We start from the raw sequence: 13,192 nt of genomic DNA, 5'->3' as shown, positions 1-13,192 counted from the left end.
AATTATGGAAACGGATGCGGATGTGGATTTAAACTTTCATTCGTTAAAGGCTCAGCCCAATATCCAAGTGTCATCGGTACGGTATACACTCTATCCAGTCCTGTAACCCGAGTGAGATGGTGACCGAACGTCATCGGTAACATGCCTGGAATAATTACTTTTACACAATGTAAGCCGTTCTTTTCTATAAGGGGGACCGTTTGATCTACAACAATTACTTCAAGTCCAGATTGATGTAACCTGTTTAAAAGTTGATGAAGATCAGATGTTAAATCCATATCAAATGATTGTAATACATTCATTTCTTGGAACGTTTGCACTGGAGCATCATCACGTAAAAGGAAGTGAAGACGTTCTTCCGCTTCTTTCAATCCGTACAGCATACTATGATCTTCCATTTGCGAAACAAGATATGGATCTTGTAAACAGTGTTCATATTTCTCTCTTTTTTGTTCAAGCTCTTCATCTGTTATAAGTAACATGCCTGCTATTTCGTGAATTGCATTTTTTACAGCTCGAATTGGTTCCATATGTGCGCCGCCAGCACAGACGAGATTCATACCATCTTGCCTTGTATTTTTCGCAATGACCCATATGCTCGGAATACCATGTTCCATCGTCGCGTTGAAAACGTATAATTCATATCCAGTAATTGTGCGTAAGCGTTCAATCATTAATTGCAATTCAGTATCATTGGCTGAACTAAGATCGAGACGGGGAAGAGGTAATTCGGCATACCAAGTGAGCAAAAAGGCGTCACGCTCTACAATTTCTAAAATGCCGTGAAAAATTGCTTCTTCTAAACTACCACCAATTGCACATCCATTTGATGTTTCATACACGAAAGCATCTCGATGACCAAGGCTATAATAAGCGATTGATTCTGGAACTAAAAGGGGCCTGTTTTGTAATAAAGAATATCCCCATACCCAGTTTTGCTCATAATCAGGATCAAACGGCTTAAATGGAAAACTATCACGATTGTAATGTTCATTTGTATGTACACCAAGTGTGAGGGGATTCAGTGCAATATCTTCTAGCTCACGAAAACTGCCATGTATATTTGTTTTTTTTCCACGAGGCGACATACCGCAATAGCGTTCTAAACCTTCTAAAATAGCGGTTGCTTCACTAAGTGAAAATGAATGAGTCCGGCCCGCGACACCTTCATTTCCAAACAGTAACGGCATGTTTATAATGACATCAGCAAACGGTAATAGAGAATGTTGCATTTTACCGTTTAAAATACCAGTCCGGTAATCTAAATAGTCTCTCGTTAAAAATGTGTTTAGCTCATGAATGGAACGACAGCGATACGTTTCAGTACTCGTTTTCAAACTTGGTTGTAAAGAAATTTGCGCTGCATCTGCTGTATCGTCAGGCAAATTGCTGCATACCGGACAGAGAGGGTCTGGAAGAAACGAATTCCGGGTACATTGTAACGTTTGTAAGTCCAGTAAAATGAGTTCGTTTTCTAAAGAAGAATATCCATGAGCTAATATTTTCTCTGTTTCAGCATGAATGAGCTGGCACATTTGTAACATTCCATTTTGGGTGGCGCGTACATCACGCCTCGTCACGTTCTCTGCTTTTAATGCATATTTTCGTTGTAGTTCCCACATTTCTTTTTGATCAAAGCCAGCTATAAACCGGCGTCCATCAGCGCAGTGGGAACATCCAGTTGTAAGAGGCTTCACGTAAGGACCGATAATACCTTCACCAAACGAAGTAAACGCGCGAAGCCACGGAATATTATTTGAGCGAAAGATAAGCTCAGCATCACGATGTACGGAAGAAGGAGACCCGTCATGTAAAACGAGAGCAAGATGAATGTTTTCAGGGAGAGCTTCTGTAATTGTATGCTGGCGGATGAGTGAATATTGCTTGCACAATTGCTCATGTACATAGTCTGTGAGTAGGCCATCTCCTATAAGTAGTATGTTTTGAGTCATTGGTCATCCTCCTTTGCAATTAATACCCCATATACACCGTCTAAGTTGTCTCTTAAAAATGACTCAATAGCTAAATCAAAAACGAATGGATACAAGTTGTTTTCCGTTAAATTTTGCAAAGCAACTTGTAAAGACTGTACGCCTGGAATTTCTTCCTCTTCTTGTATTGCTACTCTAACAGGATCCGTACTATATAAAACAATGGATGATTCCGGTAACATATTAGCTTTATAAGGAATCTCTTCATTTTGAATATGAAGGAGTGCTTGTTGCAGAGCATTTCTTAATGCGAGTGTTATATTAATATTTGCCGCACCATACCATCTATCATTAATACCGATCCAAACGACAGGAAAACCAAGTAACTCCTCACTCATTCCTACTTTAGGTATTTCATGAATTGTAGAGAGAGCATCGTAGTAAAACCTACAATGTTTATCATGAATTTCGGTTAAATAAAGCTCTGTAATCTCTTCTAGCATATGTGATTGGCGTTCATATAACTTATTATTTAAATGTTTTTGGAGTGCTCGGTATACACCTTCTGTCATCGTTTCCCCAGCACCAATACCGATATCAGTATGTTCGGGGATAAGACGATGAATCATTTCAGCTACATATGTTTCAACTCCTGTTAAGCCAGCTTCGCGGCGTGCTTCATTATGAGTTAATCCACCGCAAGTTATAGTAGGAAGGGGAGAGGTAGGTCCGTCTGATAATGGATTTGCAACTTGAATATTGCACTGTGATAAAGGCAATTGATTTAAATCTTGTTCATCCCACATGTGGAATATGCCAGCTTCTTTAGAAGTTAACGCATCAAAAAAACGAAAAAGTTCAGTTGAAGTATATTGTCCGGAACGTTGGGCAAGGTTTTCTTGAAGATTTTGCACCGTATCAATTGTAAAGATTTCATCGGTTGCGAGAAGATGTTTTATGAAAGGGTGCCACTTTCCTTCAAGTGTTTCCAAGTTTAATAAAAAGAATTGAGGATTATGCTGCCTATGTGAATCTTCAGCGACATGTTTAAATAACTCAAAAACGATAACATTTGCTAACATTGCAGATGCAATTGGTGAGAAAGGTTCAGGTGGATTTTCACTTTGTAAAGTAGTTTCGTGTAGACGATGCCAAGCTGATTCCCAGCATTCTTCACGGTCTGCGGTTACGACGGGTCCAGCTAAACCAATTCTTGATAAGCAAATAGCTGGTATGAAATTTTTCTTAAACTCTCTACAAATAGTATGGATTGCTCTTAAACTTTCAATATCTCCATTTTGGGAAACGTATAAAATCCAGTCGAAAGGCTCGAATACTTCATGTAAAGGGCGATCAATTGTAATATCTATTTCTTGAATGAGTACATTGTCATCATTTGCATATGCACGTTCGCTTAATTCATGAATTCGATTGTAGTTTGTTTCAGCACGATCTGTAACAAGATAATGAAATGTAGGTAAACCAGATTCTAATAAAGAAGAAACTAGGGAAGTAAGCATATCGCCAGAACCAATTATAAGCACATTTGCTGCGCGGTACGTTTCGAATTTTAAAGCGCCTGAATGGGAATCAGCTTCTAAAAACTCAATTTGCGAAGCATATCTGTCGAGTAATGCACTGTTTAATTCGTGGGGAGCATCTTGGCTTACATCACGAACGAAACCATTTTCATATAAAATCTCTCCAATTTCAAATACACGATTTTGATAGGGGAGAGGGAGACCATCGGTTATTTCTGTCAAAGAATGATTACCGTTAAACATAGGCATTAATTTCTCAATCCAGTCATAAATTCCATCACCATCCATACGGAATGAACTGGAGTTATTTCGAAAGTAAACGCCCCCGTTTGAATCGGGGAGGAAGAAAGTATCCTTATTTGCTTTAAGTTTTGCATGAACTGGAAGGTTATTCATGTTTATCCCCCTTACGTTTTAGGCATACATTATTAGTCTATGTAGTGTGATTTGTCCCATATGAACATAATGAAAAAAGGCTGTAGAATGATTCATTCTACAGCCTTTAATAGATTAATAATCTATCAACCTTCTAATAATAATGATTTTGGATCTTCAAGCATATCTTTAACAGCAACAAGGAAGCTAACTGCTTCTTTACCATCAACAATACGGTGATCGTAAGATAGTGCAAGGTACATCATTGGACGGTTTTCCATACGCTCTGCATCAATTGCAACTGGACGTACTTGGATTTTATGCATCCCTAGAATACCTACTTGTGGACTATTTAGGATTGGTGTCGACATTAGAGAACCGAACACACCACCATTTGTAATTGTAAATGTACCACCTTGTAGCTCTTTTAATGAAAGTTTATTATCGCGTGCTTTCAGACCTAAATTACGAATCTCGCTTTCAATTTCAGCGAAGTTCAATTGGTTAGCATCGCGTACAACTGGAACAACTAATCCATCTGGAGCTGCTACTGCAATACCGATATCATAGAATTTTTTAATGATAAGCTCATCGCCTTGAATTTCAGCATTTAATAATGGGAACTGTTTTAATGCTGCAACAACTGCTTTTGTGAAGAATGACATAAAGCCAAGACGTACATCATGTTTTTTCTCGAAAGCATCTTTGCGTTCTTTACGTAATTCCATGATTGCACTCATATCAACTTCGTTAAATGTAGTTAACATTGCAGATGTTTGTTGAACTTCTACAAGACGTTTTGCAATTGTTTGACGGCGGCGGGACATTTTCACACGCTCAACTGGTTTTTCAAATTCAGTTTTTGCAACTGGAGCCGGACTTTGTTTTGGAGCAGCTGGTGCTTCTTTTGGCGCTGCAGCGTGAGCTTGTACATCATGTGGTCTCACACGTCCAAGTGGATCTGTGCTACGTACTTCGTTTAAATCGATTCCTAATTCACGAGCCATTTTGCGAGCAGCTGGTGATGCGATAGGACGATTTGTATTTGGTAAACCTTGCAACGCTTTATTTTGTTCAGCACTTGGAGCTGCTGCTTTCGGTGCTTCAGTAGTTTCTTGTTTTGGTTGCTCATTAGCCGGAGCAGGTGTGCTTACTTCAACCGCTGCGCCGTTTGCATCTAAAATTGCGATAGTAGCACCAACTTCAACTGTATCTCCAGGTTCGCCTAGTAACTTCGATACAATACCTGAATCCTCTGCAATGATTTCTACATTGACTTTGTCAGTCTCAAGCTCAACAACGCTGCCACCTTTCTCAACTTTGTCGCCTACGTTGATAAGCCATTGTGAAATAGTTCCTTCTGAAATAGATTCTGCAAGCTCAGGTACTTTAATTTCGATCATTTTAAATGTCCTCCCCTTATTTGCCTAACGGTGTGTTTTATCTTCTTTAATCTTCGGTAATCTCCATTTGTTAGGCTGGCTGTGGCAGACTATCTGCCACAGCCAAGCCTGAAAAACTCATTGTTACTTTCAGTTGCTGAAAACTTCAATTTCTTGTTTATCTTGACGGAAGTTGTACTTCACATCTAAAGCGTGTGCAACGATTAATTCTTGCTCAGCTTTGTGAGCGAATGGATCGCCACCAGATGGGCTAGAACGATCCGGGCGTCCAATGTAACCTGTTTTCACTTTATCCCCAGCTAGTTCGAACAGAATTGGAGCCATGTAATGCCATGCGCCCATATTACGAGGTTCTTCTTGAACCCAAATGATTTCTTCTAAGTTTTTAAAGCGTTTAATAATAGATTGAACTTTTTCAGCAGGGAATGGGTACAACTGCTCGATACGAACCATATGAACTTCATCTAGGCTGTACTCATGCTTACCACTTTCGATTTCTGCTGCTAAGTCAATTGCCATTTTACCTGTACTTAAAACAAGACGTTTTACTTTGTTTGGTTTCGCACCAAGGTTTTCTTGTTCTAAAGCAGGTTGGAAACGTCCTTCGCTTAACTGACTAGCAGTTGAAAGCGTAAGTGGATGACGTAATAAACTCTTTGGTGTCATAAGCACTAACGGTCGAACAGCTTCTGTTCCTAAGATAGATGCTTGACGGCGCAAGATATGGAAGTATTGTGCCGCGCTCGTTAAGTTTGCAACTGTCCAGTTGTTCTCAGCAGCTAATTGTAAGAAACGTTCTGGACGTGCACTAGAGTGTTCTGGCCCTTGACCTTCATAACCGTGTGGTAATAGAAGAACTAAACCAGATTTTTGACCCCATTTTGCTCTTCCTGCTGAAACATATTGATCAAATAATGCTTGCGCAGTATTTGAGAAGTCACCGTATTGAGCTTCCCACATCACAAGAGTTTCTGGAGCAAATACGTTGTAACCATATTCGTAACCAACAACAGCAGCTTCTGATAACGGACTGTTATGAACAGAGAATGATGCGTTAATGTTCGGTAAACGGTGTAATGGTGAATATGTTTCGTTTGTATCAGTATCGTGTAATACGATATGACGGTGCGCGAATGTACCACGCTGTGAATCTTGACCAGTTAAACGAATTGGCGTACCTTCTTGCAAAATAGAAGCGAATGCTAACGATTCAGCAAGTGCCCATTCAATTTTACCGTTCTCTTCAAGAGCATCTTTACGGCGCTCAAGAATTTTCTTCACTTTTGGATATACGTTAAAGCCTTCAGGCCAAGATAATAGTCCTTCATTAATTGCACGAAGTGATTCAATTGAAACACCAGTGTCAATCGGTTGAATTCCTTTTGCAACAACCTCTGGAACTTTAACGTGAATTGTTGCAGCACTCGTATCAGCTGGTGGCACTTGTGCGTATTCAGCCTTTAATTCCTCTTGTATAAACTGAGTAATTGTTTCAACCTCATCTGCATTCAGAACGCCAGCAGATTGTAATTGATCTGCATAAATTGCTCTTACAGTTGGGTGATTTTTAATTTTTTTGTACACTTGTGGTTGCGTAACTGCTGGATCATCCATTTCGTTATGACCATATCGGCGGTAACCGATTAAATCGATTAAGAAGTCCTTTTTGAACAGCGTACGATATTGGATCGCAAGGTTTGCAGCAGCAAGACAAGCCTCCGGATCATCAGCATTTACGTGAACAATCGGAATATCGAAACCTTTTGCAAGGTCGCTTGAATATTTAGTAGAACGAGAATCATAGCTATCAGTCGTAAAGCCGACTGCATTATTTGCGATAACATGGATCGTTCCGCCAGTTTGGTATGCATTCAATCTACTTAAGTTGAGTGTCTCAGACACAACACCTTGACCAGGGAATGCAGCATCACCATGAACTAAAATTACGAATGATTTTGTAGTATCTTGTTCTGGAAGACCAGATTTTTTACGATTCTCTTGAGCTGCACGTGCGAAACCTTCAACAACAGGGTTAACGAACTCAAGATGACTCGGGTTATTTGCTAATGTAACACGAGTGCTAACTTCTTCATTACCAACGACTTGTTCTCTACCTAAATGGTATTTCACGTCGCCAGTCCAGCCAGCATTTGCCACTGCACCTTCTATTTTTGCATGTTTGAATTCTGCAAACATGTGATTATATGGCTTTTCTAATACGTGAGCGAGTACGCTTAGACGACCGCGGTGAGCCATACCAATCATGACATCTTCTACGCCGCCTTTAGCACCTTCAGAAACAATTTCATCTAGTACAGGTACAAGCATATCAACGCCCTCTATTGAGAAACGTTTTTGACCAACGAATGTTTTATGCAAGAATTGCTCGAAACCTTCAACAGCAGCTAAACGTTTTAAAAGAGCAGTTCGTTTTTTATTTGATAATGGTTGACGCAATGAATTTGATTCCACCATTTGATGCAACCACGCGCGTTCTTCACTATCTTGTATATGTGAAAATTCATAAGCTAAAGATTTTGTATAAACGTCTTTTAATCTATGAATTACATCAAGTGCAGTGTGAATACCCTCTGGTGCATCTTGCCATACTGTTTTTGCTGGAATCGCTTTCAAGTCAGCATCGCTCAGTTCGTTCATTGTTTTCTCGATAAGAGATTGGCCGTTTGCAGCATCTTCCATCGGATTAATGTGAGCCAATGTATGCCCGAAAGAACGGATCTGTTCAACAAGTTGAACGACTTTAAGAATCTTTTCAATGTTCCCTGTGTTTTGAGGAGAAAAATGTGTTGCTGTGTTGTCCCCTGTTACGACATCATCTTGAAACGAAGGAGCTCCAAAAATTTCAAAAAGCTCTTGTAATTCCGGATCAACAGAACCTGCTCCAGTTACGTAAAGATCATACTGCTCAATAACATAACCAAGGTTCGGACCATGGAACTTGGCCCAAGGGTTTGTCGTTGTATTCTTCCTCGTCATTTGTTTAAACCTCCCAATGCATATAATCCTTTTTCCATACAAAAAGGTGCATTTTGCTCTTTTCAATAATTGATGAACCAATAATCAATGTAAATGTTTTTCTTTACTCTTATGTTATTACAATAATTTACATAATACCAAACACTATTACTTATCTGTTTTGTAAAAAAACATTCACAATAACTTATCACCCAAGTTAATCTTTCATGTTATAAAGTAATTTCACGGGAAAACGGGGTGGATATATTTGGTATACCTACATTAATAACTATAATTGTTGCATTTAAATATAAGTATAACTATCAGAATGTTTCGATAAAGTTTAGTTCGAATTATGTATATTGGAATAATAAGCGCTTTCATTGATATTATACAACAATATAACGGAATATAGTATAAAAAATAAAAAATTATGAATTTACCATAAACTTTATCTCGATAGTGTTAAATATCGAAAGGAAAATGAAGGATTTCTACAAAAAAAGTGGCTAAACATAAAAAATGCTTCATAAATCGTTAGTTTCTATAAATATGGCGAAAAACAATAGCGCATTTCACCCGATAAAGAGCAGAATGAAACATTTTAAAAGGATAAAACAAATATGGAGATATTAAATTTTCATAAAAACGGAGAGGAGATATAGTAACGGCTATATACATTGTTCCATGTTTCATTTCAAAATAGACGTGCTGAATTTGAAAAAGTTTCTTCTATATAAATAGAATGAAAAATAGACGAAATGAATGTAAAGGAAACTTGACGTAAAGTTTACTTTACATATATACTCGGTATAAGGAAGGAGGGAGAAATTTCCTTGGAAAATAAAATGGTTGAATACCGAAAAAAATTTGGATTATCTCAAGAAAAATTGGCTGAGAAACTTGGAGTTTCCAGACAAACCATCATTTCAATTGAAAAGGGAAAATATGATCCATCACTTCCGTTAGCATTTGAAATAGCAAAAACATTTCAGACAACGATAGAACATGTATTTATTTATGAAGGAAAGGAAGAGGGGGAATAAAGATGAACTATTCACAAAAGTACTTCGTTATGATGGGAATTATTTTTCTATTTATGAGTGGATTTATGATATTAACAGGTATAATGACGCATTCTGCACCACCGGCTCCAACGTATACATTGCTTGCGATGATGATTATGTGTTTTTGCTTAAGTTACTTGCACCCACAATTTAAAGAAAAAGATGAGCGAATGAAGCTTATTCGTTATAAAGGGATGTTCGTGACCTTTTTTGCACTAACCGCATATTATCTTCTTTTCTCTATCGGCTTAAACTTAAAAATACTTACACTATCTGCTACTGAACTATTGAACATACTTATGGCACTCACGATGAGTACAGTTTTTATCTCATTTGTTGTTTTATCGAAAAGATATTAAGATGTAAAAGAGAAAGGAAGATTAACATATGCAAATGATGTATGCTTTTGGCATGGGGCTTGTATTATTTTTAGCGGTATTCTTATTTATTCGTAAAGACGTTCAAGGCGGGACGTTAACGAAAAGAGGATTTTATAAAATGATCGGCTGTTTAGTTGTTATGTTTATAGCGATTATCGTAATGATCGTTTTAATAAATCAGTCATTATAGAACTTAAAAACGGAACCTTACTTTATAGTAAGGTTTTTCTATTTGAAATTAATACTAAAAAATACCATAAAAACTATTTAGTGACTATATTTCCTATTATATAATCCAATAAAATGATAGATAAGGAGAATAGTATATGAACAAAAAAGCTATCTTCTTTTTATTAACATGTCTACTACTTGTAGCTAGTATTACTTATATAATATGTAACAAACGAGAACAAGTGCCACCTATGTTAGTATGGGGGGACCGGGAATACTAAGTTACGAATGAACCTGTCAAAGCGGAAGAAGTCGGGCAAAAGCTTGGCGAAGTGACAAAGAAAATTGAAGCAATTAAAGCACCTACTAAAAATAGCTAATCTAATACATTACAAGAAAAAACAGAAGTATTCACAATGATTGAAGAAAAAAGATGATCAATCGCCTTTAATCATAAAGGAACCTTTTGGTGACGAATATAGAATCGTAAGACCGATGTTAAAACAAGTATTATAATATAAATGAAGAAACAAATTTTTAATAGAGAGTAGTGAACGGTATGAGATGGAAAGCAGGAACTTTTGAAAAGATAGAAACGAATGATTTATCTATTGAGCAGCTTAAATGTGCCTATAAGTTATTTTAAAGTACATAACGAAAATTTTTTTAAAGAAATACTTTATGGAAATATTAAAATATGTAAAATTGCATATTGGTTATTCTAAATCTTATGCTAACCTTATAATGAAAAATATAACATTTGTTGGTAATGAATGATTTTTGAAGGAAATAAGTTATTAAAAAAGATACCATATAGGAAAATTGTTGAAAATTCAGATTTTACAAATGTCATTTTATTTTTAATGTCTTATAAAAGAGATACCATAAGAGGTCAAAATATTGTGGTTGACTGGATATACAATTGTATAAATAAATCATCTTGAGAATTAAGGGTGTGGATAATGAGTTTACTAATTAAAGATTTAACAAAGAAATTTGACGAGCATGTTGCAGTTAATAATTTGAATATCAAGATACTAAAAGGTGAAATTTTTGGATTCTTGGGCGGGAATGGAGCAGGTAAAACGACTACATTTCGAATGATACTTGGCTTTTTATCGAAATCAAGCGGAACCATTTCATGGAATGGTAAGCCTATAAATTATGATGTAACGGATAAGATTGGGTATTTACCCGAAGAACGTGGGCTTTATGCGAAAATGACTGTCAAAGAACAAGTTAACTTTTTTGCAAAATTAAAGAACATGAAAAGTAAAGATGCAGAAAAAGAACTTCACTATTGGCTGGAGCGTTTTAATATTACTGAGTATCTGAACAAAAAGGTAGGAGAACTTTCAAAAGGGAATCAGCAAAAAATTCAGCTGATAACAGCGATTATACATAAGCCTGAACTCTTAATTTTAGATGAACCATTTAGTGGTTTAGACCCAGTAAATGTTGAAATGTTAAAAGAAGCCGTTCTTGATATGCAAAAACAAGGGTCGTACATTCTTTTTAGTTCACATCGTATGGAACATGTGGAAGAGTTATGTCAACACATTTGTATCATGCACAAAGGAGTACCTGTTGTTCAAGGAGACATTGCCAAAATTAAAAGTGACTTTGGTAAAAAGAATGTTGTAATCGTTGGCGATCATGACTTTGATCATTTGAAAGAAATAAAAGGTGTAGAAAGTATGAAGAAACGTAAAAATGCAGTTACTCTTAAAATTTCATATGAAGAAGTTTCGCATGTTTTATTTAAAGAGATAACGAAATTAGGTTTTGTTAAAAAATTCGCAGTAGAAGAACCTACATTAAATGACATCTTTATTGAGAAAGTAGGTGCACAGCATGAATAGTTTCTGGACAATTTTTTTACAAAACTATAAATCTAAGGTAAAAGCTACATCATATATTGTTATTACAATCATGATTTCTATGTTAATTATAGGAATGATGAATTTTGAAAAAATTTATAACTATTTTGTAGGTAACGAGGAAGAGCAAGTTGTCGTTGTTACAGAAAAAGAAGAATTATATACAACAATTCAACAAGTGTTTAAAAATGTCGATAGTAAGATACATGTTAAGCGTAGTACGGATAAACCAAAAGCAGAATCAGGTGTTAAAAATGGTGATTATACATATGCAATCGTTGTAGAGGAATTGGATAATAAGCAACTAAAGGCTACGTATATAACTGAGACAGATGTAAATCAGCAAGATGTTAGCAAGGTTCAAACTATTTTATCTCAAATACAATCTTCTAATTTCGCTCAGCAATTGAATCTATCGCAAGATGAATTAAAGGTGTTAACAACGCCAGTAGAAATACAAACCAAAACTGTTTCAGATAAGGTTAAAGATGGAGAACATACAGAGGGTGTAGGAATTTTAATTAATACCTTTATCATGCTAAATTATGTAATGATATTAATGTATGCTGCACAATTAGCTACAGATGTTGCAACAGAAAAATCTTCTCGTGTAATGGAGTTAGTTGTTTCAAGTATTTCGCCTACAAAACATTTATATGCGAAGCTCTTCTCAACATTGTTGGCAGGTATTACACAAATAATAATTTGGGGCTTGGTCGCAACTGTAGGGTATAAAACAGCAATTAATGAATCGAAAAATGATATTTTAAATAGTATTGATTTAAATTCTGTTGCTCCTACTCTAGTGTTTTATGGGATTCTATTCTTCACATTAGGATTCTTATTATATGGCTCATTATCTTGTCTACTCGGCTCTGTTATTAGTCGTATAGAGGAATCTTCTCAAGCTGTTATGCCGCTGACATTTATGTTAATTGCTGCTTTGTATATCGCACTTTATGGAATGTCAAATCCAAGCAGCACGGTTGTTACCATTACTAGCTATATACCTTTCTTTACTCCTATTGTTATGCTCGTACGAATTGGATTCCTCAATATCCCAGTATGGGAGATTGCGCTTGCATTAGCGATTCTATTAGCAACAATATGTATGATGATTGGTTTAACGAGTCGTGTTTACCGCGGTGGCGTATTATTATATGGTAAAGGTGCATTCAGTAATATAAAAAAGGCAATCAAGTTAGGGAAAAAATAAGATTGGCCTATTCATATTTAAAAAGACTACATAGTTAATCTATGTAGTTCTTTGGTGTTACAAAATATATATAAATAAATATAAAAATTATTGTATTAGGCTATTTTTCAAAGAAAACTTTAAAAAGCTCCCAAGAAGAGAGTGAAGAATTGAGTTCTGGCGAACAACGCAGAGTGATGATTGATATAATTTATGTCTTTCTCAAGAATTGAGGAAAATAAGTAGGGGAAAATGGTAGAAATATAATATTAG

General features: G+C 36.3%; 9 protein-coding genes and 1 pseudogene. 6 read left to right on the top strand and 4 right to left on the bottom strand.

Going from position 1 to position 13,192, the window contains the following annotated elements; translation table 11 throughout:
* Positions 1 to 2 precede the first annotated feature (2 nt).
* The 4 genes from B5P42_RS02955 to odhA all read right to left on the bottom strand — a co-directional run bounded on the left by B5P42_RS02955 (position 3) and on the right by odhA (position 8,247).
* Positions 3 to 1,952: a TOMM precursor leader peptide-binding protein gene (locus B5P42_RS02955; RefSeq protein ID WP_113733619.1), complete on the bottom strand. Its 1,950-nt coding sequence runs from the start codon at positions 1,950 to 1,952 to the stop codon at positions 3 to 5.
* A complete protein-coding gene (locus B5P42_RS02950) occupies positions 1,949 to 3,868 on the bottom strand; it encodes a putative thiazole-containing bacteriocin maturation protein (protein ID WP_113733618.1) in 1,920 nt (639 codons plus the stop codon). The genes B5P42_RS02955 and B5P42_RS02950 overlap by 4 nt, the downstream gene beginning before the upstream one ends.
* Before the next feature lie 125 nt (positions 3,869 to 3,993).
* Positions 3,994 to 5,250, bottom strand: coding sequence for a 2-oxoglutarate dehydrogenase complex dihydrolipoyllysine-residue succinyltransferase (gene odhB / locus B5P42_RS02945; protein ID WP_002168867.1), 1,257 nt, complete (start codon positions 5,248 to 5,250; stop codon positions 3,994 to 3,996).
* A gap of 129 nt (positions 5,251 to 5,379) precedes the next feature.
* Entirely contained in the window at positions 5,380 to 8,247 is a 2,868-nt protein-coding gene (gene odhA / locus B5P42_RS02940; protein ID WP_002186381.1) for a 2-oxoglutarate dehydrogenase E1 component, read from the bottom strand.
* Positions 8,248 to 9,062: 815 nt separating this feature from the next.
* Here odhA and B5P42_RS02935 point away from each other — a divergent pair.
* The 6 genes and pseudogenes from B5P42_RS02935 to B5P42_RS02905 all read left to right on the top strand — a co-directional run bounded on the left by B5P42_RS02935 (position 9,063) and on the right by B5P42_RS02905 (position 12,940).
* Positions 9,063 to 9,272, top strand: coding sequence for a helix-turn-helix transcriptional regulator (locus B5P42_RS02935; protein WP_000428506.1), 210 nt, complete (start codon positions 9,063 to 9,065; stop codon positions 9,270 to 9,272).
* Positions 9,273 to 9,274: 2 nt separating this feature from the next.
* Complete coding sequence (locus B5P42_RS02930; RefSeq protein WP_060751875.1) at positions 9,275 to 9,652, top strand: hypothetical protein; 378 nt, start codon at positions 9,275 to 9,277, stop codon at positions 9,650 to 9,652.
* 28 nt (positions 9,653 to 9,680) lie between these two features.
* Entirely contained in the window at positions 9,681 to 9,863 is a 183-nt protein-coding gene (locus B5P42_RS02925) for a DUF3976 domain-containing protein (RefSeq protein ID WP_002086895.1), read from the top strand.
* Between the two features lie 136 nt (positions 9,864 to 9,999).
* A pseudogene (locus tag B5P42_RS31880) lies at positions 10,000 to 10,360 on the top strand (hypothetical protein).
* 446 nt (positions 10,361 to 10,806) lie between these two features.
* Positions 10,807 to 11,706 carry an ABC transporter ATP-binding protein gene (locus tag B5P42_RS02910; RefSeq protein WP_113733616.1) on the top strand — a complete coding sequence of 300 codons (900 nt, stop codon included), beginning with the start codon at positions 10,807 to 10,809 and terminating at the stop codon, positions 11,704 to 11,706.
* Positions 11,699 to 12,940 carry an ABC transporter permease gene (locus B5P42_RS02905; RefSeq protein WP_113733615.1) on the top strand — a complete coding sequence of 414 codons (1,242 nt, stop codon included), beginning with the start codon at positions 11,699 to 11,701 and terminating at the stop codon, positions 12,938 to 12,940. Before B5P42_RS02910 ends, B5P42_RS02905 begins: the two co-directional genes overlap by 8 nt.
* The last annotated feature ends 252 nt before the right edge of the window (positions 12,941 to 13,192 follow it).

Origin of the sequence: Bacillus sp. SRB_331, assembly GCF_003264175.1 — a bacterium.
Taxonomy (GTDB): domain Bacteria; phylum Bacillota; class Bacilli; order Bacillales; family Bacillaceae_G; genus Bacillus_A; species Bacillus_A mycoides.
This window is presented reverse-complemented; position numbering and strand designations above follow the sequence as displayed.